Genomic DNA, 23,804 nt, shown 5'->3' on the forward strand with positions numbered 1-23,804 from the left:
CTACGTCTTGGGAATGATCGTGGATCCGCCTGTCTCCGGACGGCGGATCTGGCGGTCGGCGGATAACGTCGGGCCATGACTGGTGAGCATCCCGCGCTCGTGCTGCGTGGTCTGGCTAAACGATTCGACGGCACGGTCGCGGTCGCCGGTGTCGACCTGGACGTACCGGCCGGGTCCTTCTACGGGCTGCTCGGCCCGAACGGAGCCGGCAAGACCACCACCCTGTCGATGGCGGTCGGCCTGTTACGGCCGGACGCCGGCTCGGCGTGGGTGCTCGGCCAGGACGTGTGGCGCGACCCGGTCACGGCCAAGCAGTTGCTCGGCGTGATGCCCGACGGTGTCCGGCTGTTCGACCGGCTCAGCGGCGCGGAACTGCTGGCGTACCACGGGCTGCTGCGGGGGATGGACCCGGCGGTGGTCGACCAGCGGGCCGCGGAGCTGCTGGACGTCCTGGCGCTCGGCGACGCCGGCCGGACGCTGGTGGTGGACTACTCGGCGGGCATGAAGAAGAAGATCGGCCTGGCCTGCGCGTTGCTGCACGGCCCCCGGGTGCTGGTGCTGGACGAGCCGTTCGAGGCGGTCGACCCGGTGTCGGCGGCGCTGATCCGCGACATTCTCACCCGGTACGCGGCCGGCGGCGGCACGGTGGTCTTCTCCAGTCACGTGATGGAGGTCGTCGAGCGGCTGTGCTCGCACGTGGCGATCCTGGCCCAGGGCACCATCAAGCGGGTCGGCACGATCGCGGACGTCCGGGGCGACCGGTCGCTCGAACAGGTCTTCGTCGAGGTGGTCGGCGGGCGTACCGCGACCGGTGACGAGTTGTCATGGCTGTCTCGGTGAACCCGGCCACCGCGGCAACCGCGCCCGCCGCTCCGGCGCGAAGGGTCTCCGCGCAGCACTTCGTACGGCTCAAGCTGCGGGTGATGGGCAACAACTTCCGGGGCCAGGGCTGGCGGATCGCGATGTTCGTCGGCGGGGCGCTGGTCGGCCTCTGGTTCGCGGCCAGCGGCTTCTTCCTGTTCGCCGCGCCGGGCATGACGGGCAACGGCCGGTACGCGGTGCTGGTCGCGGCGGCCGGCGGGGGCCTGCTGGTGCTCGGTTGGCTGCTGCTGCCGTTGGTCTTCTTCGGGGTGGACGAAACGCTGGACCCGGCCCGGTTCGCGCTCCTGCCGTTGCCGCGCCGCACTCTTGTCGTCGGCCTGTTCGCCGCCGCGCTGGTCAGCGTGCCGGTACTGGCAGCGTCGATCGCCTCGCTGGGGCTGGTCCTGACCGCCTGGGCGCTGGGCGGTTGGTCCGCCGGTGTCGTGGCCGTGCTCGGCGTACTCACCGGGTTGTTGCTCTGTGTGGCCGCGAGCCGCGCGGTGACCAGCGCCTTCGCCAGCATGCTGCGGTCCCGTCGGGTACGCGACCTGGCCGCCGTGCTGCTGGCGGTGGTCGCCGCGCTACTCGGCCCGTTGCAGGTGTTCGGCCTGGCGGCGCTGCGCCAGACGGACTGGACCCGACTGACCGGAGCCGCGTCGGTGCTCGGGTGGACGCCGTTCGGGGCGCCGTGGACCGCCGGCATCGACGTGGCGCAGGGACGGGTGTGGGCCGCCCCGCTCAAGCTGCTGATCACGCTGGCGGCGATCGGCGCGCTGCTGGCCTGGTGGTCGCGGTCGCTGGAGTCGGCGATGGTGGGCTCGGCGACCGCCGGCCGGGCACCGGCGCGACGCAGCGTCGACGGCGGCGCGGTCGCCCAACTCTTCCCCCGGGCCGCCACCTGGGCGCGGCGGGACCGGTTCGGCGCGCTCGTCGCCCGGGAGGCCCGCTACTGGTGGCGGGACGCCCGCCGCCGAGCCAATCTGATCACCATCGCGGTGGTCGGCATCTTCGTGCCCGTCCTGGTCAACGTCACGGGCGGAGACTTCGCGGCGCAGGACGGAGGGTTCACCGCGGCGGTTGGCGACAGCTCACCGGTCGTGGTCACCATCTCGCTGCTCTTCGTCGGGGTACTCGCCTCGGTCACCCTGGCCAACCAGTTCGGCTTCGACGGCAGCGCGTACGCCGCGAACGTCGTGGCCGGCGTTCCCGGTCGGGTCGAGCTGCGCGCGCGGATGACCGCGTTCTCGCTGTACGTCCTGCCGCTGCTGGTGCTCGTCTCGGTGGTCCTGTCGGTACTGCTCAGCCGACCGGCGTGGATCGGGCTGATGGTGGGCAGCCTGGTCGCGACCTACGGCGCCGGGCTGGCGGTGAGCAGTTTCGTGTCGGTGCTCGGGGCGTACTCGCTGCCGGAGACGAGCAACCCGTTCGGCATGAACAGCGGCGCCGGCATGGCGAAGGGGTTGCTCACCCTGGTCGCCATGATCACCACGGCGGTCATCGGCGTGCCGATGGTGGTGGCCGCCGCGCTGCTCGGCGACGCCTGGCTCTGGCTGGCCCTCCCGCTCGGCACCGCGTACGGGCTGGGTGCGGCGCTGCTCGGCGCGTACCTGGCCGGCGACGTGCTGGACCGACGTCAGCCGGAACTGCTGGCCACCGTCACGCCACGCCGCTAGGCGATCTACTCCACGGGGAGATCTTGGACAGTTTCCGTTAGCTGCTAACGGAAACTGTCCAAGATTGCGAGCGATAGCGGGCCAACTAGGCGGCCGGGCCGCGAGCTGCGTGGGCGGCGAGGAATCCGGTCCAGGCCGACGGGCTGAACGTGAGCACCGGGCCGGACCGATCCTTGCTGTCCCGCACCAGCACGACACCCGGCAGATTGTCCGCCACCTCGACGCACGCGCCGCCTGTGTCGCCGGACCTGGTCGACGTTCGCCAACGCGGATGAGCAAGGGTCATGGAGTCACCTTCAGCTTCCGGATCAGATCCAGCGAGGCGCTGGTGGGCAGCGCTTCGCCGAGCAGGCTATCCCATTTCCGACCTATCAGACGCACGACGTCCGGATCGTCGATGACGTGTCCTCGGGCGACGTCTTCCACATAGGTCACCCGTTCGCCATCCGGGAGTTCGGCGAGCAGGAAGCCACCGGTCAACCCGACATGGGCCCCGATGTCGAGCGAGACGATGTGCAATCTGACGCTCGACATGGTGGCGAGTTCCATCAGTCGGCCAAGCTGCGCATCAAGTACCGCCGGCCCGCCTACCGGACGTCGCAGCGCGGCCTCGTCCAGGACGAACACACACTGGGGCGGCTCGGCGCGATGCCAGAGCCGCTGCCGGTCGAGTCGAACCGCGACCAACTCATCCACCACATCCGCAGGGTTCAGGCCCCCGGCGGAGATCACCGCTCGGGCATAGTCCTCGGTTTGCAGCAGACCAGGAATCAAGCAGGGCTCGAATTCGCAGAGGCGAATCGCGTGCTCCTCGTGATGACGCCAGGGGACGAACCATGTCGGCAACCGCTGACGATCGGCAGCCGACAGGAGTTCGGCGAGGAGGCCGCCGGTGGCCAGGGCCTCGTCGGCGGCCACCGCGAATTCCATCGTCGGTCGGCGGCGGCCGGTCTCGATGGCGGCCACCGTGGAGGGGCTCCACCTGATCAGGGTCGCCAGCGCCTCCTGGGACACGTCGGCACCGGCGCGGGCGGCCTTCAACGCCCGTACCCACATCTCGATGTTCATCCTTACCTCTCCGGTAAGTACGTGACTGCGCTGCGTAGTAAGCCCTGGAATCCTCCCGTGTCCACGCCGCGCCGTCCAGGGTGGAGAGCACGCGGCCCGGCCGGTGGAGGCGATGACCCGGCGGTTGGTCCTGCGTCGGGCCGCCCCGGTCATCCCCCGAGCGGGGCGGCCCTCGTTCACTGGGAGGGATCGCTCATGATCGGGTCAGTCCTCGATGGGCAGGGGACGCGGTGGTCGTACTCGATGAGGAACGTGGCGACGACGGCCGTGCCGGGCGCGATCGAGCCGGCACGCGGCGGTGCGGCGCGTCACGTGCGGAGACCTGCCATCCCCACCAGCGTGATGCCGGTGGGTCATCTTGATGACTCACCGGCATCACGCTCACAGAGATGTTGCCTCCCGGCGGCCGCCAGAGGTGTGGGGTGAGTCGGCCGCACCTGCCGATGCGACCGCTGTGGCGGTGTCGGGGCTGCGGCGCGCACTGGCCCTGCCAAGCGGCGCGGCTGGCGTTGCTGGCCGAGTACCGGGACGACCGCACGGCGCTGCTGTTCTATCTGGGGACGCTGATGGCGGAGGCGGGCGATCAGCTCGCCCGGCTGGGCGGGCGACCCGCCGACCTGCACGCACGCTTCCTGGGCTGGGTACGCGGACGGGGCGGCACAATGTTTCACGTGAATCATGAGCCGGGTGCCGAGATCCACCACACCGATCCGTTCGCGGTGCCGACCGGGCAACGGTCGCCCGCCCGTCGGCTGCGGGGTCGACTCGCCGCGCCCGTCACCCTCTGGACGGCACCCGGCCCGGCGGGTCTGACGGTGTCGTCGACACTGGTCGCGGAGGGGGAGCCGGACCGACTGCTCGGGCTGATCGACCCGGAGTCCGACCTCTGGGCGGCCGTCGAGGAGGCGGGCCGGTTCGCCGTCGCGCCGCTCGGCCCGTCACACCGGCAGCTCGCCGACCGCTTCGCCGGCCTCTTTCCCGCCCCGGGAGGACTCTTCGCCACCGGCGGGTGGACCGACACGCCCTACGGGCCGGTGCCGTCCGACGCCGGCGGCTGGGCGGGGTGCCGGCTGGACACCGCCCGGGAGTACGGCTGGGGCCTGCTGGTGGAGGCCACCATCGAGGCCGTCGACCTGGTCGAGGACACCACGCCGCTGCTGCACTACCGGGGGCGGTACCACGAGCTGCCGGGCTGACCAGGGCCCTGGGAGCGCGACCGGTCACCGGAGTGACCTGGGTCACTCGGCGCACCCAGCCAACCGCTCGGCGCACTCGGCGACCGGCGTCGATCTCGACCTTCCCCGTCGGGGAGCGTGCCTCCTACGGTGCGCGCAACTACCCCCGACGCCTGTGAAGGTGGTGATCCACAGATGTCCACGGACACACCCGCGCCGACCGCTTCCCAGCCGGACAAGTACCTGGCCGTACAACAGTCAGACGAGTTCGCCGGGTTGCGGCGCGCGTTGCGCGGCTTCGTCTTCCCGATGACCGTCGCGTTCTTCCTGTGGTACGCGCTCTACGTCATTCTCTCCGCGTACGCCCGGGACTTCATGGGCACGAAGCTGTTCGGCAGCAACATCAACGTTGCCCTGGTCTTCGGCCTGCTCCAGTTCGTCTCGACGTTCCTGATCGCCTGGCTCTACTCCCGGTACGCCGACCGGAAGATCGACCCGGTCGCCGACCGCATCCGTGCCGAGATCGGGGAGGTGACCCATGACGACGGTCCACGCGGCTGACCTGCTCCTCGCGGCCGAGGCTGGTAACCACACGGCCCGCAACCTGACCATCACGCTGTTCCTGGTGTTCGTGGCGGTGACCCTGGGCATCACCATCTGGGCCAGCCGGCAGACCAAGACGGCCACCGACTTCTACGCCGGCGGCCGGTCCTTCTCCGGATTCCAGAACGGCATGGCGATCGGTGGCGACTACATGTCCGCCGCCTCGTTCCTCGGCATCGCTGGCATCATCGCGCTCTACGGCTACGACGGCTTCCTCTACTCGATCGGCTTCCTGGTCGCCTGGCTGGTGGCCCTCCTGCTGGTCGCGGAACTGCTGCGCAACTCCGGCCGGTACACGATGGCCGACGTGCTGGCGTTCCGGATGCGGCAGCGTCCGGTGCGTACGGCGGCCGCCGTCTCCACCATCACCGTCTCGATCTTCTATCTGCTCGCCCAGATGGTCGGCGCCGGCGCGCTCGTCGCGCTGCTGCTCGGCATCAAGCCCGGGACGACCTTCCTCGGCATGGATGCCGCCACGGCCAAGGTGGCGACCATCATCATGGTCGGCGCCCTGATGATCATCTACGTGACCGTGGGTGGCATGAAGGGCACCACGTACGTGCAGATCGTCAAGGCGTTCCTGCTGATGAGCGGCGCGCTGCTGATGACCGTGCTGGTCCTCGCCAAGTTCCACTTCAACCTGTCGGAGCTGCTCGGCGCCGCCGCCGCGGCCTCCGGCAAGGGCGACAAACTCCTGGAACCGGGCCTGCGGTACGGGGTGGAGGTCGCCGGGAACTCCACGCAGACGTTCTACAACAAGATGGACCTGCTCTCGCTCGGCATCGCCCTGGTGCTCGGCACGGCCGGTCTGCCGCACATCCTGATCCGCTTCTACACCGTGCCGACCGCCAAGGCGGCCCGTAAGAGCGTGCTCTGGGCCATCGGCATCATCGGCACCTTCTACCTGCTCACCCTGGCCCTCGGCTTCGGCGCGGCGGCGATGGTGGGTGGTCCGGCGATCATCGCGCAGGACAAGGCCGGCAACACGGCCGCACCCCAGCTGGCCGAGGCGCTCGGCCTGGAGTTCTTCGGCGGTGAACTGGGTGGCGCGGCCCTGCTGGCGATCATCGCGGCGGTCGCCTTCGCCACCATCCTGGCCGTGGTCGCCGGGTTGACCCTGGCCTCCTCGTCCAGCCTGGCCCACGACTTCTACGCGAACGTCCTGAAGAAGGGCGAGACGTCGGAGCGCCAGGAGGTGCGGGTCGCCCGGATCTCCGCCCTGGTCATCGGCGCGATCTCGATCCTGCTGTCGATCTACGCGCAGAACCTCAACGTGGCGTTCCTCGTGGCGCTGGCCTTCGCGGTCGCCGCCTCGGGCAACCTGCCGGCGATCCTCTACAGCCTGTTCTGGAAGCGGTTCAACACCTCCGGAGCGGTGTGGGCGATCTACGGCGGCCTGATCTCGGCCGTGGTGCTGGTGTTCTTCTCACCGGTCGTGTCGGGCGCGGCGACGTCGATGTTCCCGGACCACGACTGGCAGTGGTTCCCGCTGTCCAACCCGGGCATCCTGTCCATCCCGTTCGGGTTCCTCTGCGGGTTCGTCGGCACGCTCATCTCGAAGGAGCACGACGAGGACAAGTACGCCGAGCTGGAGGTCCGCGCCCTCACCGGCGCGGGTGCCCACTGACGCGCTAGCTGTTAGGAAGGGCCCCCTGTACAACGCCAGGCGTTAGCAGGGGGCCCTTCCTTCAGTCGGTAGGCTGACCGGCATGAAGGTTGCTGAGCGCTTTGGGTCTGGTCACCGCGTTCTTGTCACCGGCGGCGCCGGTTTCGTTCCGTCGCACCTGGTCGACTCGCTGATCGCCCGTGGGTGCACGGTGGTGGCCCTGGACAACTTCGTCACGGGTTCCAAGGAGAACGTCGCCCACCTGCTGGACCGGCCAACCTTCACCCTGGTCGAGGCGGACATCTCCGACGGTCTGCCGACGCACCACCCGGCGCTGACCGAGCGCTTCGACGCGATCCTGCACATGGCCTCGCCGGCCAGCCCCACCGACTTCGCCCAGCTTCCGGTGGAGATCCTCCGGGTCGGCTCGGTGGGCACCCTGCACCTGCTGGACCGCGCGGTCGCCGACGGCGCCCGGTTCCTGATGGCCTCCACCAGCGAGGCGTACGGGGACCCGAAGGAGCACCCGCAGCGCGAGACCTACTGGGGCAACGTCAACCCCATCGGCGTCCGCAGCGTCTACGACGAGGCGAAGCGCTTCTCCGAGGCGGCCACCATGGCGTACCACCGGTACCGGGGACTGGACGCCGCGATCGTGCGGATCTTCAACACGTACGGCCCGCGGATGCGCCCGGACGACGGTCGCGCCATCCCGACCTTCATCTCCCAGGCGCTGCGTGACGAGCCGATCACCGTGCACGGCACCGGCAACCAGACCCGGTCGATCTGCTTCGTCGAGGATCTGGTGCGGGGCATCCTGCTGCTGCTCGACTCGACCGAGACCGGCCCGGTCAACTGCGGTACCGAGCACGAGATGTCCATGCGGCAACTCGCCGAGTTGATCGTGTCGCTCTCCGACAGCAGCTCGGAGGTGACGTACATCACGCGCAGCGCGGACGACCCGGAGATGCGCCGGCCCGACCTGACCCTCGCCCGTGAACTGCTCGGATACGAGCCGGCCGTGACGCCCGAAGACGGCCTGCGACGCACGATCGAGTACTTCCGGGCGCGGCTAGGGTAACCGGCTTGCGGCGGACCGCCGATCGCTGAGTGTCACCTGAGGGCGGTAGTGGTCCTCGCTACGTACTCTGATTTGCATGTCAGCGACCCCTGCCGGCGTTCCCCACCCGTACCTGCACCGCAGCGCCGGGCGCGCCTCGGTGCCCGGCCCCGACCGGGGCGCCTCCGGACGCGCGCGTCCGGCCGAGGCGCGCTTCTACCCGTCGTACGACGATCGGGAGGTCGGCCCCGGCGGGCCGACGGGACCGGGCGGGCCGGGTGGCGCCGGCGGGTCGGGACGGCGTGGCCCGCGCCCACGCTGGGGGCGGATCGGCCTGGTGGCGGGCATCGCGGTGCTGGTGTTGGCGCTGCTCGGCGGCCTCGGCGCGTGGCTCTACGCGCGCAACCTCAACAACGACCTGGCCCGCACCGATCCCTTCGCGGAGATCACCGGCGGCCGGCCGGCGAAGCCGGTCGACGGCGCGTTGAACATCCTGCTGGTCGGCAGCGACTCCCGGGACCCGGACGCGCCCGTCGACACCAAGAGCCAGTGGCGGGCCGACACCATCATCGTGATGCACATCCCGGCCGACCATAAGGAGGCGTACCTGGTCTCCATCCCGCGCGACCTGTACGTGCCGATCCCGGAGAGCGCGGGCGCGGACTGCGGCTCCGGCCAGCGCGCGAAGATCAACGCGGCGTTCGCCTTCGGTGGCCTGCCGCTGGCGGTCCGTACCGTCGAATGCTTCAGCGACGTCCGGATCGACCACGTCATGGCGATCGACTTCGGCGGGTTCAAGGAGGTCACCGACGCCCTCGGTGGGGTGGACCTGAAGGTGGAGCGGACGATCACCTCGATCCACAAGCCGTACCGGACGTTCACCAAGGGCACCAACCACATGGACGGCGCGGAGGCGCTGGACTGGATCCGGCAGCGCAAGCAGTTCCCGGACGGCGACTTCGCCCGGATGCGGCACCAGCAGGACTTCCTGCGGGCGCTGATGGACAAGGCGGCCAGCACCGGCACCCTGGCGAACCCGAAGAAGCTCAACGACTTCCTCAAGTCGGTGACCGCGGCGGTGACCGTCGACCAGGGCTTCTCGTTGACCGATATGGCAGTGCAGTTCCGGAGCCTGCGCGGTGAGAACCTCACGTTCCTGACCAGCCCGAACTCGGGCAGCGACACGATCAACGGCGAGTCGGTGGTGGTTTCGGACCGGGAGAAGGCGCTGGCGATGTACAAGGCCATGTCGGCGGACACGATGGCGGACTGGGTGAAGGCCAATCCGCCGAAGAACTCCGACGGCGGCTGAGCGCGCGGGGAGTCACGACGGTCGACCCAACGTGAGGCACACTCACCGTTTCGGTGATCGAGTACGACCGATCGAACGGTTGACGGGACCTGTCGTCCCAATTGAGTCCAGATGAACTCGCAAAGTCGAATTGATGTACGTACAGTGGTGCCGCCCCCTCCTGATCACGAGCTGGAGCACGAATGCCGGTTCAGGCCAGCCGTCGCCCTCCGTCCACCACATCCCCCGCGCAGAGCGGTCGTATCGCCGCGTCCATACCGGTGCAGCCCGGCCGATCGGGTGGTGGCCCGGGTGGTCGCCCGCCGGGTGACGGCGGCAGCCGGCCGGGCGGCAAGGGGCCGGCGAAGAAGCGGCCCCGGCGCAAGGATCCGCTCTGGGCCCGCCTCACCGTGATCTTCGGTGCGGTGCTGATGCTCAGCAGCGGGGTGGCGATCGTCGGCACGAAGGTGCTGATCGGTCAGGCCACCGGCGACATCGCCCAGCGCAACCTGCTCGGCGACGCCGGCAAGACCGACGCCGAGGGTGGCGCGAGCCTGGACGGCCCGATCGACATGCTGCTGCTCGGCGTGGACGCCCGGGAACGCTGGGCCGCCGACGACGTCCGGTCGGACAGCATCATCATCCTGCACATCCCGGCCTCGCACGACCAGGCGTACCTGATCTCGATCCCCCGGGACACCGAGGCGCAGATCCCGCCCTTCAAGAAGAGCGGCTTCGCCGGCGGCACCGACAAGATCAACGCTGCTTTCCAGGCCGGCGCCCGTAACGGCGGCGGCTGGGAGGGTGGCGCCCAGTTGATGGCCCAGACGATCAAGCGCCTCACCGGCGTCAGCTTCGACGGCGCGGCGATCATCAACTTCGGTGGCTTCAAGAACGTCATCGACACGCTGGGCACGGTCAAGATCTGTGTCAGCCACGAGGTCAAGTCGCACCACATGTCGTTCGTCGACGGCAAGCCGATGTGGAACGCCGACGCCAAGAAGACCGGCAAGTCGATGACCCCGGTGGTGCACAAGAAGGGCTGCCAGGAGATGGAGGGCTGGGCCGCCCTCGACTACGCCCGGCAGCGGTACGGCCTCCCCGGCGGCGACTACGACCGGCAGCAGAACCAGCAGCAACTGATCAAGGCGATGGCCCGCAAGGCCACCGACGGCGGCATGCTGACCAACCCGGCCAAGATGAACTCGTTGATCAAGGCGGCCGGCAAGGCGTTCGTCCTGGACACCGGCGGCGTGCCGATCGAGAACTTCATCTTCACCATGCGTGGCGTCACCGCGAACGAGCTGACCATGCTGAAGACCAACAACGGCAACTTCAACGGCAACGGCAACAACCGCGAGGCGTTGAGCGCGGAGACGATGGAGATGTTCGAGGCGGTCAAGCAGGACAAGCTCGCCGAGTTCGTCTTCACCCACCCCGAGGTGATCTCCGGCCGGAAGTGACGGCCGGGCATGGCCAAGTCGCGGAAAGCCCGGCGACCGTCCCGTCACTGACCGTAGCCTGACGTGAGCAAGGTTCACGTATCGGCTGCGGGGAGGCGGTCACGTCCAGGTGGGGACGGAACGCAGCCGGCCGGGCACACCCGGCCGGGTCGCGACGCGCTCGCTGGCCACGCCTCCTGCTCGGCGTCGGACTGGCCCTCGTCCTGCTGGCCGGGCTCGCGGTGGCGGGCCTGAAGACACTGACCCACCGGTACGACCGTACGGTCACCAAGGAGCAGTTGCTCGACGCCGACGCCCGCAGCGACCGGACCGACCTGGACGGGGCGCTCAACTACCTCCTGATCGGCACCGACAAACGTGCCGGCAGCAGCGAGCCGGACCAGCGCTCCGACACCATCCTCATCGTGCACGTACCCGCCGGGCGGCGCGCGGCGTACCTGGTCTCGATACCGCGTGACCTGCTGGTCGCCATCCCACCGGCGAACGGCTTCGGCGGCGGCCCCGACAAGATCAACGCCGCGTACGAGCACGGTGGCGGCGGATCGGCCGGCGCCCGACTGCTCTCCACCACCCTGAACCGGCTCACCGGCATCCGGTTCGACGGCGCCGCCCTGATCGACTTCTCCGGCTTCCGGAAGGTGATCGACCTCCTCGGCGGGGTGCAGATGTGCGTCGACACCGAGGTGCGCTCGATCCACACCAACCGCCTCTTCCGGACCGGCTGCCAGCGGATGGACGGGGCACAGGCGCTGGACTACGTACGGCAGCGCTACGACCTGCCCGGGGGCGACTACGACCGGCAGCGCCACCAGCAGCAACTCCTGCGGGCGATGCTGGACAGCGCCGGCGACGCCGACCTGCGCAACAATCCCGTGAAGCTGGACCAGGTGCTCCGGGCGGTCGGCGGCTCGTTGACCGTCGACACCAACGGCGTACCCCTTGAGGATCTGCTCCTCGCGCTCCGCGCGCTGCCGCCCGACGGAATGCGCGGCGTCCAGGTGCCCTCGTCCCCGCAGACCATCGACCAGGTCTCGTACGTGGTGCTCGACAACGGTGGCAACGGGCTGTTCGAGGCGGTCCGGGGCACCCGCGTACCGGACTGGGCGCAGGCCAACCCGCGCTGGGTGACCCGGTTGTGACCGTGGCGACGGCCGGGTCGGTGCCGATCCGGCCCCCGAGGATCTAGTGTTGCTTCCTGTGTTCGGACCCCAGGTTCCCACCGTGCCCGTGACCGAGATCGCCGACGACACCTACCTGCTCGATGTGCGGGAGGCCGACGAATGGGCGGCCGGCCATGCCCCCACCGCCCACCACCTGCCGATGATGGAGCTGCCCGCGCGGCTGGCCGAGGTGCCGACCGACCGGGACGTGGCCGTCATCTGCCGCTCCGGTGGACGATCCGCCCAGGTCGTCGCCTACCTGATCAACAACGGCTGGGGGCAGGTACGCAACGCCGACGGCGGGATGCGCCAGTGGGCAGCGGTCGGCCGACCGGTGGTCGACGCGAACGGGCAGTCCGGCCAGGTCATCTGAGGCGGGCGGAATGGGCGGGCCACTGGTCTTCGCGCACCGCGGCGCCTCGTACGACCTTCCGGAGCACACCCTCGCCGCGTACCTGCGCGCCCTCGACGAAGGCGCCGACGGGCTGGAGTGCGACGTCCGGCTGACCCGGGACGGTCATCTGGTCTGCGTACACGACCGGCGGCTGGACCGTACGAGCAACGGTCGCGGGCTGGTCAGCGCACGGACTCTCGCCGAGTTGGACGCGCTGGACTTCGGCTCGTGGCATCCGGCCGGCGCGCCGAGCGGTGACCTGCCGCCGGACGAGTCGCACACCCGGCTGTTGACCCTGGCCCGGCTGCTCGACGCGGTGCTCGCCGCCGGGCGGCCCGTCCGGCTGCTCGTCGAGACGAAGCATCCGTCCCGCTTCGGCTCGCTGGTGGAGCGGCGGCTGGTCGACCTGCTGCGGCAGTACGGGCTGGTCGACCCGGCACCGGACGACCCGGTCCAGGTGACCGTCATGTCGTTCTCCCCGCTGGCCGTACGCCGGATCCGGGAGTTGGCTCCGGCGCTGCCCACGGTGCTGCTGCTGGAAGTGCTTCCACCCTGGCTGCGGCTGGGCCGGCTGCCGTTCGGCGCCCGCATCGCCGGCCCGGGCATCGGCCTGCTCCGGGCCCGCCCCCACCTGCTGCCCGCGCTGCGCGCCGCCGGCAACCAGGTGTACGTCTGGACGGTCAACGAGCCGGCCGACGTGGAGATGGTGCTGGCCGAGGAGGTGGACGGAATCATCACGGACCGACCAGCGCACGTCCTTGCCCGGCGGGACCGCTGAACGGGCCTGTCGAGGCGAGCGAGCCGACGCCTGTGCGACAACCGGGGGTGCCGAAAGCCGGGCCGGCGGGGCACACTCGGCACATGCCGGAGCGTATCGATTTTCCCGCTCTTCTCGCCGGCCACACCGTCGTGATCGAGATGATCAATGCGGGGGACGCGGGCCTGCCGGTCCTCACCCAACTCCTCCGGATGACCCAACCGGCGCTGCGCGCGAGCGGGATGGCGTTCGTCGAGTTCGGTCCGACCGGCGGTCGGGTGATCGCGGCCACCGGCGCGGCGGAGTGGGCGCTCGGTCGCCCGCTCGCGGCGGACGATCCGGACACGGTCCGCCTGCTCTCCGGTCCCCGGGTGAGCCAGGTCCGGGTGACCGATCTGAGCGGCAAGCTCGCCGCCGAACTGGCCGGCAGCGGCCTGAACCGGATGGTGGTGTCCCGGGCCGAGATCGGCGGTCACACCGTCGGCAGCCTGCACGCCCTCTATCCGGGCGACGACGAGCCGGGCGCCGAACAGCAGGGGGCCATCGAGTATCTGGCCTCGTGCGTGGCGCACATGTACGGCGACCAGAGCGGACTGCCGGTGCACGGCGACGGTCCGGTGGTGGCGGCGCTCGCCGACGGGCTGGCGGTGGTCGACCGGGACGGGCACGTCCGGCTGTGGAACCCCGCGGCCGTCCAGGTCACCGGCCGCACGACGGACCAGGCCCTGAACCGGCCGTTGCCGTTCCCGCTGCCGCCCGCCGGCCAGGTCCGCGACCACCGGCTGCCGGACGGGCGCTGGCTGCGCATCACCTCCGGCGACCTGCCCGGCCCGGGCGCGCTGCGGGTGGTCACCTTCCGCGACATCACCGACCAGCAGCGCCGCGATCACGACCGGGAGCTGTTCGTCGCGGTGACCAGCCACGAGCTACGCACGCCGGTCACCGTCATCAAGGGGTACGCGGACACCCTCACCGACCACTGGGAGTCGCTGACCGACGGCGACCGGCGGCAGGCCGCCCGGGTGATCGGGCAGCGCGCCAACGAGCTGGCCCGGCTGGTCGACCGGCTGCTCTCCTCGGCGGCGGAGACGGGGCCCGCAGACGAGCCGCCCACCCCGTTCGACCTCGGTGCGGCGCTGCGCGCGGCGGTCGTGGACCTGCCGGCGGAGCTGCGACACCGGCTGACGCTCCGCCTGCCCGTCGACCTGCCCAAGGCGCTCGGCCACCGTCCCAGCCTGGCCACCGTCCTGACCGAGCTGGTGACCAACGCGGGCAAGTACTCGCCACCGGGCTCCCCCATCGAGATCACGGCCGGGGTCGACGGTCAGTTGGTCGCGTTCCGGGTGAGCGACCGCGGCATCAGCATCCGGCCGGAGCACGTGGAACGGGCGTTCGACCGGTTCTGGCAGGGCGAGTCCGGTGACCGGCGCGGCTATCCCGGAGCGGGGCTCGGCCTCTATCTCGTCCGCCGGATCGTTGAACAGCAGAATGGATGGGTATCCCTACGTCCGAGGACCGACGGCGGTACGGTCGCAGAGGTGCGGCTACCGCGCGGTTGACCTGCGGGGCGCGACGTGGAGGCGACGGTGGCGACGGCGGCGAGGGATCGGGCGTGGTGCGTGGTTGTTCCCCACCACCCCGCCGGCGCACGACTGGCCCGGCATCGGCTCGCCGACGACCTGGCGGACGTCGTGCCCCCGGCGCTGCTCGCGGATCTGATCGCGGTGCTCGCCGAACTGGTGGGAAACTCGGTCCGGCACGCCCACCCGCTGCCCGGCGGCGTGGTCCGGGTGGCCTGGCGGCTGCGGCCGTCCGCCGACGGCCCACGGATCCAGTTGCGGGTGACCGACGGCGGCGCGGCCACCGGCCCACGGATCCGCACCGCCGGCCTCGACGCGGCGGACGGGCGCGGCCTGCACATCGTGGCCGGCCTGGCGACCCGCTGGGGCGTCGAGCGGGACGGCATGGGCCAGCGCGTCTGGGCGGAGTTCGACCCCACTCCCCGGCTGGTCGCGGCGAAGTAGGGCCTGTTCCATAAGGGCAGTCGAGCCGAGGCCGGAGCCCGGGCAGTTCTTCTGACACAGGCCCTGGCCCCGGTGGCGGGTCCGGGCCACGGCACGGGGCCGAGGGCTCTAGGCTGTGACGCCGTGAGCAAGCGTCGAAAGAGCCAGCGAGCAGCCACCGACACCACTCCCCGTCGGGAGAAGGTGCGGGACGTCTTCGTGTCACGTCCCTTCGAGGGGCTGGTCGACGAGCCCGAGTGGATCGCGCTGCGCGAGCTGGTGCCCGCCGCCTCCGCACCGCTGCGACTGGCACCCGCCCTGGTCGAGGAGTTCGGCGACCGGTCGGCGACCCTGGCCACGGTGCTGCCGATGGCCGCGCCGGCGGTGAGCAAGCCGGACGGCCAGGTGCTCATCGGTCTGCAGCGTCACCAGCAGTCCGGCGATGTCTCCCGGGACCTGGCCGAGGCGCTCCTCAGCGCGCTGCGCACCGAGCCGGGCGGCCAGGTGTCCGTGCCGCCGCTGCCCGGCCCCGGGCCGCGACTTCAGGACATCCTCGTGGACGGCCCGCTGGAGATCAGCATGCACGACGGGTTCGAGTTCTGGCTCGATCCCGGCGCCACCGACGACCCGGGCGTCCAGGCGTCCCTGGAGCGGGCGAACGCCGCCATCTACCCGACCGTCCGGATGACCTCCGCGAAGGCCGCGTACTGGTGCCAGGTCCCCGAGAAGGCGCACGTGCGCTGGGTGCTGCCGGACGATGAGGACGCCGCCCTCGACGCGCTGGCCCGCCTCGGCGCGGCCGGCACGCTGACGCTCGGCGAGCAGACCAAGTTCGCCGGGATGTTCCGCGCCCACGGCCGGCTCGTACCCGTCTGGGATCTTCCCGAGGACACGCCGGCGGGCGAGTGGGAGGACCCGGTGGCGCAGTTCGCCAAGCGGTACGCGGAGGCTCTCGCCAGCACCGAGGCGTTGGACGCCGCCGGCCGGCGCGCCCGCCAGGGGCTGCTCGGCCGCCAGCTCACCCTGCGCTGAGGCGTTGTTAGGAAGGGGCCCTTGCTATGCACTAGGCGTTAGCAGGGGGCCCTTCCTTCAAAGGGGCGCGGACGATCGGGCAGGACATGCAGCGCGGGCCGCCCCGGCCGGAGCCCAACTCCGAACCGGCGATCGGGATGATCTCGATGCCGGCCCGCTCCAACTGCGCGTTGGTCTCCGTATTGCGCTCATAACCGACGCACAGCCGGGGCGCGAGGGCGAGGGTGTTGTTGCCGTCGTCCCACTGCTCGCGCTCCGCGGTCACCGGGTCCAGGCCGGTGTCGATGACCCGGAGCTGGTCCAGGTCCATCGCGTCGGCGGCGGCTCGCAGGAAGGGCGCCGGGCCGTCCACCCGTGGGTCCTCGCCGTCCGCGCCGGCGATGACGGTGTACGCCGAGAGCGTGCTGGCGATGTTCGGATACATCAGGACGGCGTCGACGTCGACCATCGTGCAGACGGTGTCCAGGTGCATCGTGGCGCGTTTCTGGGCGATCGGCACCACCAGGATGGTGTGGGCCAGGCCGGCGGCGAAGACCTGCCGGCCGAGGCGTTCCGCGCCCGCCGGGGTGGTCCGCTCACCGACCCCGACGGCCAGCACGCCGGGTGCGAGCAGCAGCACGTCCCCGCCCTCCAGGTGTTCCAGGTCGGGGCGGTAGACGAACTCGGTGCCGGCGAACCGGGGGTGGTACCGGTAGATGGCGTCGGTCAGGGTGGTCTCCCGACGGCGGGCCGGCATGGCGAGGCTGGTGACACCGACCCGGTCGCCGATCCACAGCGACGAGTCCCGGGTGAAGAGCAGGTTAGGCAGCGGGTCGATGACGAAGTCGTGCCGGTCCATCAGGGTGTAGACGAGACCGCCTGGCCGCTCCGAGCTGATCCGCAGCTCCTCGTGGGCCAGCCCGGCGGTCAGCACGTCGGCCAGGGCGGCCGGGTCCAGGTAGGCGAGGTGGTCGGCGACCCGGGCGCGGAGCGTGTCGCCGAGGCGGCGCGAGCGCAGCACCTGCTCGGTCAGTTCGGCGCGGGCGTCCTCGACGGCCAGCGTCTCGGCCAGCAGGGTGGCCAGGTACAGCACCTCGACCCCGCGCTCCCGCAGCGCGGCCGCGAAGGCGTCGTGCTCCTCCTGGGCGCGGCCGACCCAGGGGATCGCGTCGAACAGGAGCGAGTCGTTGTTGCGCGGGGTGAGCCGGGCCAGTTCCGGGCCGGGCCGGTGCAGCAAAACGGTGCCGAGCCGGCCGACTTCACTGTCGACGTAGTGGGTCACCCCCGCAGCGTAGGGCAGGGTTTGGCGGCATCCGAGAAAAGAACTGTGGATGAATATGGCATTCATCCACAGTCACTCCGGCGTTCCGGCTTGCCGAACACCCACAGTGGCAACGTAGGGTAGTGAGGACATAACTTCGAGGGACCTTTTGCCGGAGGTCGCGATGACTGTCTTTCCCGCACGACGAGCCGTACCGACCGCACGGGCACTGCCGCCCATCGCGGTGCCCCACCCCCGCGTCGAGGCGCCGGGGGCTCTCGAACCGGTCCGCCCCACACCGCTCGAGTGGGCCCGACGCCGCCGTGCCGAGCGGGGCGCCCGTCGGCTGGAGGCGGCCGGCGCGCGGGCACTCGGTCAACTCGACCACCTCGGGCCTTCCTGGCACGTCATCGAGTGGCCCCGCACCGACGTGGCGGACGTCCTGCTCGACCGCGCTCAGGACGACCGCGCCGGTTTCCTCGCCATCGGGCCGAGCGGCCTGTTCGCGGTGACCATCGCCGACCACGGCCGGGCCCGGGTGCTCGTCGCCGGGGACGTCGTGCAGATCAACGGGAAGCGGCCCCCGTACGTGACCGAGGCCCGCCGGGACGCCAAGCGGGCCAGCAAGGCCCTCTCCGACGCGGTGGGGCTGACCATCCCGGTGACGCCCGTGCTGACCTTCGTGGGTTCCGGCGTGATCAGCGTCTACGGCCTGCCGAAGGACTGTCTGATGGCCACCCACCGGGAGCTGGACCGGCTCCTCGTGGCCGGTGGCAACCGGATCAGCCCGACCACGGCCGAGAAGCTGGCACGGGTGGCGCAGCACCCGAGCACCTGGCTGAACGGCACGTACCGTCCATCGGCCGACTACCGGTGGTACGAGGAGGGCCGAACGGCCGCTGACAAGGCGGCCCACCGCCGGTAACGTCACCGGCGACGCCACGCGGCCCCGGTCCCCCACCTACCCACCGGCTCCCGCGCCGTCGCCGGCCGCCCGGGGGTTCTCCGCTGCGGCGCGGTGACCCGGCTCGCTCGGTGAATCCGTCGTCGACCGGCTAGCGTGGACAGTCCGTCGTTGTACATAGGAGGCGCGGTGGCCCACGTCGAACTCTCGCTCTCAGAAGTGTTCGTGCCCTCGGCCCGAGCCTCGACAGAGTCTGAGTTCGACAATGTCGGTCAGTGGTCCTCGACCGTCGGGCGGGCGGACGAGCCCTGCCTGCTGATCGACGCCGACACCCGTGTGGTGGCCATCTCCACCGCCGGCTGCGCCCTGCTCTGCCTGGGCGAGCCCGCCGGCCTGATCGGGCGTCCACTTCTCGACGGCGGCCTTCGCCTGCTCGACTTCACCGCGAACCGGGGCGAGCTGACCGAGGCCGAGATCGACAAGATTCCGCCCCTGCTTGCGCTCTCGTCCGGCCGCCTCGCCCGGGGCCTGCTGCGGGTGCAGGCAGCCTCCGGTGGCGGGCCCGACGCGACGGTCGACGCGATCTCCACGCCGGTGCTCTCCGACGGCGCCGTCGCGGGCTCGCTCACCTTCTTCTCCGAGGTCTGACCTGCGGCGCGATGTGGTGTTCGCCGCACGCGGCGATGCCCGGACGGGCTCGGTTCCACGTCGTAGGGTGCCCTCATGCTCGATATCACTCTGCTGCCGGGGGAGTACGCCGTGTGCCGGCTGAGTGGCGGCACCGCCCTGCCGGACGAGTTGTCGAGCAAGCTGGGTCGCGCCGACGTGGTCACGGTGAGCTGGACCGCCGACGGGATCTCGGTGATCTGCCCGGCCGACCGGTTGCCCGACGAGGCCGTGGCGGAGACCATCTGGCGCTGCCTCCGCGTCGCCGGTCCGGCGGGCGTGGACGGCACCGGCACACTCGCGGCGCTCATGGACCCACTCGCCGCGGCCCGCGTCAGCGTGGTCACCTTCTCCACCTTCGACACCGACTATGTGCTGCTACCGGCCGTCCGACTGACGGAGGGCACGACCGCGTTGGAGCGCGCCGGACACCGCGTCCTCGGCTGAGCTTCACCCGGCCGACCGCTCGCCCTACGATGGGCTCGGCCACCCCGGCCGCGACGTATCCCGATGTCCCGAGGACCGGCCCGTGCCGTTCAGACCACCCCGCCGCCCGTCCGCCCCCACCGCGCCCGCGTGGGCGGCGCTGCTGGCGCTTTTCACCATCGGAGCGCTGACCGGCTGCGGAGCACCTCCGGAACTGCGTGACCCGGCCGGCGTGCCCACCGGAGCCGGCAGCCCCAGGCCGTCGGGCCCGACCGGCGTCGCGACGGGCACACCCTCGACCGCGCCAACCGCACCGCCACCCGCCACCGGCGCGGCCACCCCGGAGCCGGGCCTGGTGGCGACGACCTGCCGGAACGGCCCGACCGGGCAGCGGGTGGTGCAGTTGCTGCGCGGGCAGGCCTCGGTGCTCCCGGACAACGTCCGGGTCCGGGTCCGCACCGGCCCGTTGTGCGCCGCAGACTGGCAGTACACCGTGCTGGAGGTGACCGGGCACGAGGAGCTTCAGGTCGTCACCCAGGGCGGGCCGACCGCTCTGCAACTGGTCACGGCCGGGACCGACGTGTGCACCATCGAGGTCCGGGCCACCGGGCCGGCCGGAATCCGTACGCTCGCCTGCGATCCATCTCCAGCGGTCGGACCGGGTGCGTAGTCTGGGCGGCATGCCCGGAACACCGCCTACGCGCTACGTCTACCTCGGCCCCGAGGGCACCTTCGCCGAGCAGGCCCTGCGCACCATCCCGGCAGCCGAATACGGCTCCCGTACGCCGGCTCGCAGCGTCGGGGAGGCGCTCGACAGCATCCGGGCCGGAGAGGCCGACGCGGCGCTCGTACCGCTGGAGAACTCGATCGGCGGGGCGGTCGGCGTCACCCTCGACGAGATCGTCGAGGGTGAGCCGCTGGTGATCACCCGCGAGGTGGTCCTGCCGGTGGAGTTCGTGCTCGCCGCCCGTACGGGCACCGCGCTGTCGGCGGTCCGCTCCATCGCGGCACACCCGCAGGCGTCCACCCAGTGCCGGGGCTGGCTGCGGGACCACCTGCCCGACGCGACGGTCGTCGATGTCCTCTCCAACGGCGCGGCGGCCGCCGGCGCCGGGTCCGGCGAGTACGACGCAGCGATCTGCGCGCCCATCGGGGCGGCCCGGCACCGGCTCGCGCTGCTCGCCGACAAGATCGCCGACCACCCCGACGCGGTGACCCGGTTCGTGCTGGTCTCCCGTCCCGGGCCACCCCCACCGCCGAGTGGCGACGACCTCACCTCGCTGGCCGTCTACATCGCTCACGACCGGGTGGGCGCGCTGCTGTCGGTGCTGGTCGAGCTGGCCGTACGCGGGGTGAACCTGACCCGGATCGAGTCCCGCCCGACCGGTGAGGCGCTGGGCCGGTACGTCTTCTTCCTCGACTGCACCGGGCACGTGGCCGACGTACGCCTGGGTGAGGCGTTGCAGGGGCTGCGCCGGGTGTGCGCGGAGGTCCGTTTCCTCGGGTCCTATCCCCGCCACCGTTGGGTCGAGGCCGGCGAGCGGCGGGTGCCCGCGCCGGCCGGCCTGTCCGACGTCGACTACGCCGACGCGGCGGCCTGGCTGGCCCGGCTGCGCACCGGCGAGATGAGCTGACCGGGCCGAACGCCGGGGCCCTGGGGGTGGGGTGCTCCGGAGCGCCCCCACCCGGATCGGCGCTCAGCTCAGCAGACCGCCGAGCAGGCCACCCTCCTGCTGCTGCTGACCGCTGCCCATGACGGGCGGCTCCTCGGACGGCTGCACCACCACGAAGCCCTGACCGGCGAAGCTCATGGTGAACGACTCGCCGGTGCGCCGACCGAGCAGCGTGCCGAGACCGAGCTGCTCGGCACGGTGGTAGCCGGTCTGGAGGTTGGCCGACCAGCAGACGGCGGCCTGCGGGTCGACGTACGTCGGGGCGTCCACGTTGAGCACCACTGGGGTGCCCTTGGTCGTGATGGCGATCCGGCCGTACCCGCTGAACACGCAGTTGAACAGCCCGGATGAGGAGGCCATGCCGGCGCCCCCGACCATCCTGATGTCGTACTGCAGGGTCGAGTCGAAGGCGAGCACGCTGGAGCCGTTGATGGAGAGCGCGTCGCCCGGCTCCAGGTCGATGATGTGGACGTCCTTGGCCAGTTCGGCGAGGAAGACGTCACCCTGGCCGGTGACCTTCATCAGCGGGACGCCCTCGCCGGTGAGCTTCTGCTTGAGGAACTTGCCGAGGCCGCCCGAGCCCAGGGCCTGGAACTGCACGTTGCCCTGGTAGGCGACCATCGAGCCGACCCGGGCCATCGCCTCGCCGTTGAGCTCGATCTTCAACATCTTGGAGTTCTGCAGACGCATGCCCGCCTGCGCCGACTCCTTCTCCAGATTCTCCGCCGAGAACAGCTCGCTGCGCATGAAAGGTGCCTCCTGAAATGGTCGCGGTCGCTGCATCGACCGTAGGTGACCACGGCAACCGGAGGCGATCGGTTCAGCGACGAGCGCGTCAGCCCCAGCCCAGGGCGTGCAGCCGCTCGTCGTCGATACCGAAGTGGTGGGCGATCTCGTGCACCACGGTCACCGCCACCTCGTCGACGACGTCCTCGTCGTTGTCGCAGATCCGCAGGATCGGGTGGCGGTAGATGAAGATCCGGTCCGGCAGCACACCGGAGTAGTCCCAGCCCCGGTTGGTGAGCGCGTGCCCCTCGTAGAGGCCGAGCAGGTCGGATTCACCCGGCGGCGGGTTGTCCTCGACGAGGATCACCACGTTGTTCATCAGGCCGAGAAGCTCCTCGGGCACCTCGTCGAGGGCGTCAGCGACCAGCTCCTCGAAGCGCTCGCGAGTCATCTCCACCGGCACGACGTTCATTCTGCCCGACGCGGGACCGGTCGGCCGGGTCGCGCTCGGCGACCCGGGCCGGGGTCCACGTGTGCGGGTCGCCGGGTCAGGCGGCCAGGCGGGCGGTGAGGGTGATCTCGGCGCCCGGCGAGAGCAGGCGGGAGATGGGGCAGTTGGCCTTGGCGGCCTCGGCGAGCTTCTGGAACTCCGCCTCGTCGACCCCGGGCACCTGGCCGACGGTCTCGAGGTCGATCCGGGTCACGCTGAACCCGGCATCGGTCTTGTCCAGGTGGACCTTGGCGGTGGTCTCGACCGAGGTGGGCGTGGTGCCGGCGTCGGCGAGGGCCTTCGAGAACGCCATCGAGAAGCAGCCCGCGTGCGCGGCGGCGATCAGCTCCTCGGGGTTGGTGCCCTCGCCCTCCTCGAAGCGCGACTTGAAGGAGTAGTTGCCGGACATCCCGCCCTTACCGGTGCGGACGGTGCCGGAACCCTCGGTGAGATTGCCCTGCCATTGTGCGGAAGCGGTACGGATTGGCATGTCGAGAACGCTAGCGGATACGTGACCTACGGGCGACCGACCGGCACCGACGACCGCCCTGCGATTCCCGTCACCGTGATCGGCGGCGCGACGGACGTGGGCGGGCGCGCGGTGTCGACGGCAGCGCTACGACCGAGGGCTGTGCCATGATTCGACGCAGGCCCGCGACCGGCGGAGGGATGGCCGATGCCCGAGGATCTGCCCGTTCCGCGACAGGGAGACCCGCCCGACGCGCCGGCTGTGATCGAGTGGGGCGCCGACGAGCCCGCGCGGGCACGCCGGTTCGGTAATCCCCTGGTCGGCCTGACCCGTGATCCTCGCCTGCCGCTGCTGCTGGCCGGCCTCGGCGCGGTCGCCGGGATCGCGTCGATGATCGGCGAGTGGCTGCTGACGACCGTGCCGAGCGGCGGGCCCGAGGGGCCCAACACGATCGAGGTGCCCGCCAGCGTGTCCGAGATCGGCGGCTTCGGGGTCGCCTATCTCGCCGGTCTGCTCGGCCTGGCCTGCGCCGTGGCCCTGGCGCTGGGGGGCACGGCGGCGGTCCGTGCGAACGCGCGGCTGGTCGGCCTCACGCTGGCCGGCGCGCTCCTGGCGTTGCTGGTCGCCGCTGCCGCGACGCTCCACGACACCGGGGAGCGGGCCCTTCTCTACTCGCCCGAGGAAGAGTTCCGGGTCGAGTACGGCCGCGGTCTCGTGCTGGCGTTCGTCGCGTGCGTCCTCTTCGCCGCCGCCCTGCGACTGGCGGGGGCCGTACCGACCCGCGCGTCGTCGGGGCCGGCTGACGACGATGCCCGGGCCGCCGACGTACCCGCGATGCGGTCCTGGCGTCGCCGCCCGCACCCGGGTCCACTCGACGACGGCCTACCTCCCCCCGCCGACCTGACGGTGGAACCAACCACCCCCTTCGCCCGCCCCGAAAACCCCACCTGACCCCCCACCCCACCCCACCCCCCCACCCCACCCCACCACCGCGCCGATCTTGCGGTTTCTGTCGTCACATAGGACGCACAAGCCAACAAATCAGCCGCCGAAAGTGCAAGATC

The 23,804-nt window shown here is 71.1% G+C and carries 26 protein-coding genes; 20 read left to right on the forward strand and 6 right to left on the reverse strand.

The window, feature by feature from the left end; translation table 11 throughout:
- Window positions 1–75: 75 nt before the first annotated feature.
- Window positions 76–840 (forward strand): ABC transporter ATP-binding protein, encoded by a 765-nt coding sequence (locus tag ACQP0N_RS32355; RefSeq protein ID WP_396803399.1) that lies wholly within the window; start codon window positions 76–78, stop codon window positions 838–840.
- Window positions 825–2,534, forward strand: coding sequence for an ABC transporter permease (locus ACQP0N_RS32360; protein WP_433116425.1), 1,710 nt, complete (start codon window positions 825–827; stop codon window positions 2,532–2,534). Before ACQP0N_RS32355 ends, ACQP0N_RS32360 begins: the two co-directional genes overlap by 16 nt.
- 85 nt (window positions 2,535–2,619) lie before the next feature.
- On the opposite strand, the gene ACQP0N_RS32365 is transcribed toward ACQP0N_RS32360, so the two are convergent.
- Window positions 2,620–2,820 carry a DUF397 domain-containing protein gene (locus ACQP0N_RS32365; RefSeq protein WP_433116427.1) on the reverse strand — a complete coding sequence of 67 codons (201 nt, stop codon included), beginning with the start codon at window positions 2,818–2,820 and terminating at the stop codon, window positions 2,620–2,622.
- Entirely contained in the window at window positions 2,817–3,602 is a 786-nt protein-coding gene (locus ACQP0N_RS32370; protein WP_433116429.1) for a helix-turn-helix domain-containing protein, read from the reverse strand. The genes ACQP0N_RS32365 and ACQP0N_RS32370 overlap by 4 nt, the downstream gene beginning before the upstream one ends.
- Before the next feature lie 443 nt (window positions 3,603–4,045).
- Between ACQP0N_RS32370 and ACQP0N_RS32375 the strand changes: the two genes are divergently transcribed.
- From ACQP0N_RS32375 to ACQP0N_RS32430, 12 genes are all read left to right on the forward strand, one after another.
- A complete protein-coding gene (locus tag ACQP0N_RS32375; protein ID WP_433121898.1) occupies window positions 4,046–4,798 on the forward strand; it encodes a flavin reductase family protein in 753 nt (250 codons plus the stop codon).
- Window positions 4,799–4,972: 174 nt separating this feature from the next.
- On the forward strand, window positions 4,973–5,338 hold the full coding sequence (locus ACQP0N_RS32380) for a DUF485 domain-containing protein (RefSeq protein WP_355048660.1): 366 nt from the start codon (window positions 4,973–4,975) through the stop codon (window positions 5,336–5,338).
- On the forward strand, window positions 5,316–7,007 hold the full coding sequence (locus ACQP0N_RS32385; protein ID WP_433116431.1) for a solute symporter family protein: 1,692 nt from the start codon (window positions 5,316–5,318) through the stop codon (window positions 7,005–7,007). The genes ACQP0N_RS32380 and ACQP0N_RS32385 overlap by 23 nt, the downstream gene beginning before the upstream one ends.
- Window positions 7,008–7,089: 82 nt before the next feature.
- Window positions 7,090–8,067: an NAD-dependent epimerase/dehydratase family protein gene (locus ACQP0N_RS32390; protein WP_355048658.1), complete on the forward strand. Its 978-nt coding sequence runs from the start codon at window positions 7,090–7,092 to the stop codon at window positions 8,065–8,067.
- A gap of 76 nt (window positions 8,068–8,143) precedes the next feature.
- The gene (locus ACQP0N_RS32395) at window positions 8,144–9,358 is read left to right on the forward strand and encodes an LCP family protein (RefSeq protein WP_433116433.1); all 1,215 of its coding nucleotides are present in this window, start codon (window positions 8,144–8,146) and stop codon (window positions 9,356–9,358) included.
- Between the two features lie 182 nt (window positions 9,359–9,540).
- Window positions 9,541–10,800: an LCP family protein gene (locus ACQP0N_RS32400; RefSeq protein WP_433116435.1), complete on the forward strand. Its 1,260-nt coding sequence runs from the start codon at window positions 9,541–9,543 to the stop codon at window positions 10,798–10,800.
- 221 nt (window positions 10,801–11,021) lie between these two features.
- Window positions 11,022–11,939, forward strand: a complete 918-nt coding sequence (locus ACQP0N_RS32405; RefSeq protein ID WP_433116437.1) for an LCP family protein — start codon at window positions 11,022–11,024, stop codon at window positions 11,937–11,939.
- A 58-nt stretch (window positions 11,940–11,997) separates the two neighbouring features.
- Entirely contained in the window at window positions 11,998–12,333 is a 336-nt protein-coding gene (locus ACQP0N_RS32410) for a rhodanese-like domain-containing protein (RefSeq protein WP_425733076.1), read from the forward strand.
- A gap of 10 nt (window positions 12,334–12,343) precedes the next feature.
- Entirely contained in the window at window positions 12,344–13,132 is a 789-nt protein-coding gene (locus ACQP0N_RS32415) for a glycerophosphodiester phosphodiesterase (RefSeq protein ID WP_355048653.1), read from the forward strand.
- An 83-nt stretch (window positions 13,133–13,215) separates the two neighbouring features.
- Window positions 13,216–14,670, forward strand: coding sequence for a PAS domain-containing sensor histidine kinase (locus ACQP0N_RS32420; RefSeq protein WP_433116440.1), 1,455 nt, complete (start codon window positions 13,216–13,218; stop codon window positions 14,668–14,670).
- 60 nt (window positions 14,671–14,730) lie between these two features.
- Window positions 14,731–15,135 carry an ATP-binding protein gene (locus ACQP0N_RS32425; RefSeq protein WP_355048793.1) on the forward strand — a complete coding sequence of 135 codons (405 nt, stop codon included), beginning with the start codon at window positions 14,731–14,733 and terminating at the stop codon, window positions 15,133–15,135.
- 123 nt (window positions 15,136–15,258) lie between these two features.
- On the forward strand, window positions 15,259–16,146 hold the full coding sequence (locus tag ACQP0N_RS32430; RefSeq protein WP_433116442.1) for a DUF5926 family protein: 888 nt from the start codon (window positions 15,259–15,261) through the stop codon (window positions 16,144–16,146).
- Between the two features lie 31 nt (window positions 16,147–16,177).
- On the opposite strand, the gene ACQP0N_RS32435 is transcribed toward ACQP0N_RS32430, so the two are convergent.
- A complete protein-coding gene (locus tag ACQP0N_RS32435; protein ID WP_433116444.1) occupies window positions 16,178–17,407 on the reverse strand; it encodes an arginine deiminase in 1,230 nt (409 codons plus the stop codon).
- Between the two features lie 163 nt (window positions 17,408–17,570).
- On the opposite strand from ACQP0N_RS32435, the gene ACQP0N_RS32440 reads away from it, so the two are divergent.
- The 5 genes from ACQP0N_RS32440 to pheA all read left to right on the forward strand — a co-directional run bounded on the left by ACQP0N_RS32440 (window position 17,571) and on the right by pheA (window position 21,016).
- The gene (locus ACQP0N_RS32440; RefSeq protein WP_355048649.1) at window positions 17,571–18,311 is read left to right on the forward strand and encodes a hypothetical protein; all 741 of its coding nucleotides are present in this window, start codon (window positions 17,571–17,573) and stop codon (window positions 18,309–18,311) included.
- Window positions 18,312–18,479: 168 nt separating this feature from the next.
- Entirely contained in the window at window positions 18,480–18,938 is a 459-nt protein-coding gene (locus tag ACQP0N_RS32445; RefSeq protein ID WP_357131480.1) for a hypothetical protein, read from the forward strand.
- A gap of 75 nt (window positions 18,939–19,013) precedes the next feature.
- Window positions 19,014–19,403 (forward strand): ACT domain-containing protein, encoded by a 390-nt coding sequence (locus ACQP0N_RS32450; protein ID WP_433116447.1) that lies wholly within the window; start codon window positions 19,014–19,016, stop codon window positions 19,401–19,403.
- A gap of 142 nt (window positions 19,404–19,545) precedes the next feature.
- Complete coding sequence (locus tag ACQP0N_RS32455) at window positions 19,546–20,052, forward strand: hypothetical protein (protein ID WP_433121899.1); 507 nt, start codon at window positions 19,546–19,548, stop codon at window positions 20,050–20,052.
- Between the two features lie 10 nt (window positions 20,053–20,062).
- A complete protein-coding gene (gene pheA, locus ACQP0N_RS32460; RefSeq protein ID WP_433116449.1) occupies window positions 20,063–21,016 on the forward strand; it encodes a prephenate dehydratase in 954 nt (317 codons plus the stop codon).
- Window positions 21,017–21,079: 63 nt separating this feature from the next.
- Here the strand turns inward: pheA and ACQP0N_RS32465 are convergent, their stop codons facing one another.
- The 3 genes from ACQP0N_RS32465 to ACQP0N_RS32475 all read right to left on the reverse strand — a co-directional run bounded on the left by ACQP0N_RS32465 (window position 21,080) and on the right by ACQP0N_RS32475 (window position 22,761).
- Entirely contained in the window at window positions 21,080–21,802 is a 723-nt protein-coding gene (locus ACQP0N_RS32465) for an AIM24 family protein (RefSeq protein ID WP_234582643.1), read from the reverse strand.
- 88 nt (window positions 21,803–21,890) lie between these two features.
- The gene (locus tag ACQP0N_RS32470; RefSeq protein WP_433116451.1) at window positions 21,891–22,238 is read right to left on the reverse strand and encodes a metallopeptidase family protein; all 348 of its coding nucleotides are present in this window, start codon (window positions 22,236–22,238) and stop codon (window positions 21,891–21,893) included.
- A gap of 91 nt (window positions 22,239–22,329) precedes the next feature.
- Window positions 22,330–22,761: an OsmC family protein gene (locus ACQP0N_RS32475; RefSeq protein ID WP_433116453.1), complete on the reverse strand. Its 432-nt coding sequence runs from the start codon at window positions 22,759–22,761 to the stop codon at window positions 22,330–22,332.
- A 186-nt stretch (window positions 22,762–22,947) separates the two neighbouring features.
- Here ACQP0N_RS32475 and ACQP0N_RS32480 point away from each other — a divergent pair, with 186 nt between their 5' ends.
- Window positions 22,948–23,691, forward strand: a complete 744-nt coding sequence (locus tag ACQP0N_RS32480) for a hypothetical protein (protein ID WP_433116455.1) — start codon at window positions 22,948–22,950, stop codon at window positions 23,689–23,691.
- The last annotated feature ends 113 nt before the right edge of the window (window positions 23,692–23,804 follow it).

Source organism: Micromonospora sp. CA-246542 (assembly GCF_050942905.1).
GTDB lineage: Bacteria > Actinomycetota > Actinomycetes > Mycobacteriales > Micromonosporaceae > Micromonospora.

What these genes read in the sequence shown, in the direction of transcription:
- ACQP0N_RS32385 (WP_433116431.1), top strand. Translation starts at nt 5,316, where the DNA reads ATGACGACGGTCCACGCGGCTGACCTGCTCCTCGCGGCCGAGGCTGGT.
- ACQP0N_RS32395 (WP_433116433.1), top strand. Translation starts at nt 8,144, where the DNA reads ATGTCAGCGACCCCTGCCGGCGTTCCCCACCCGTACCTGCACCGCAGC.
- ACQP0N_RS32400 (WP_433116435.1), top strand. Translation starts at nt 9,541, where the DNA reads ATGCCGGTTCAGGCCAGCCGTCGCCCTCCGTCCACCACATCCCCCGCG.
- ACQP0N_RS32475 (WP_433116453.1), bottom strand. Translation starts at nt 22,761, where the DNA reads ATGCCAATCCGTACCGCTTCCGCACAATGGCAGGGCAATCTCACCGAG.
- ACQP0N_RS32365 (WP_433116427.1), bottom strand. Translation starts at nt 2,820, where the DNA reads ATGACCCTTGCTCATCCGCGTTGGCGAACGTCGACCAGGTCCGGCGAC.
- ACQP0N_RS32415 (WP_355048653.1), top strand. Translation starts at nt 12,344, where the DNA reads ATGGGCGGGCCACTGGTCTTCGCGCACCGCGGCGCCTCGTACGACCTT.
- ACQP0N_RS32380 (WP_355048660.1), top strand. Translation starts at nt 4,973, where the DNA reads ATGTCCACGGACACACCCGCGCCGACCGCTTCCCAGCCGGACAAGTAC.
- ACQP0N_RS32440 (WP_355048649.1), top strand. Translation starts at nt 17,571, where the DNA reads ATGACTGTCTTTCCCGCACGACGAGCCGTACCGACCGCACGGGCACTG.
- ACQP0N_RS32420 (WP_433116440.1), top strand. Translation starts at nt 13,216, where the DNA reads ATGCCGGAGCGTATCGATTTTCCCGCTCTTCTCGCCGGCCACACCGTC.
- ACQP0N_RS32465 (WP_234582643.1), bottom strand. Translation starts at nt 21,802, where the DNA reads ATGCGCAGCGAGCTGTTCTCGGCGGAGAATCTGGAGAAGGAGTCGGCG.
- ACQP0N_RS32450 (WP_433116447.1), top strand. Translation starts at nt 19,014, where the DNA reads ATGCTCGATATCACTCTGCTGCCGGGGGAGTACGCCGTGTGCCGGCTG.
- ACQP0N_RS32370 (WP_433116429.1), bottom strand. Translation starts at nt 3,602, where the DNA reads ATGAACATCGAGATGTGGGTACGGGCGTTGAAGGCCGCCCGCGCCGGT.
- ACQP0N_RS32480 (WP_433116455.1), top strand. Translation starts at nt 22,948, where the DNA reads ATGCCCGAGGATCTGCCCGTTCCGCGACAGGGAGACCCGCCCGACGCG.
- ACQP0N_RS32375 (WP_433121898.1), top strand. Translation starts at nt 4,046, where the DNA reads ATGCGACCGCTGTGGCGGTGTCGGGGCTGCGGCGCGCACTGGCCCTGC.
- ACQP0N_RS32360 (WP_433116425.1), top strand. Translation starts at nt 825, where the DNA reads ATGGCTGTCTCGGTGAACCCGGCCACCGCGGCAACCGCGCCCGCCGCT.
- pheA (WP_433116449.1), top strand. Translation starts at nt 20,063, where the DNA reads ATGCCCGGAACACCGCCTACGCGCTACGTCTACCTCGGCCCCGAGGGC.
- ACQP0N_RS32355 (WP_396803399.1), top strand. Translation starts at nt 76, where the DNA reads ATGACTGGTGAGCATCCCGCGCTCGTGCTGCGTGGTCTGGCTAAACGA.
- ACQP0N_RS32390 (WP_355048658.1), top strand. Translation starts at nt 7,090, where the DNA reads ATGAAGGTTGCTGAGCGCTTTGGGTCTGGTCACCGCGTTCTTGTCACC.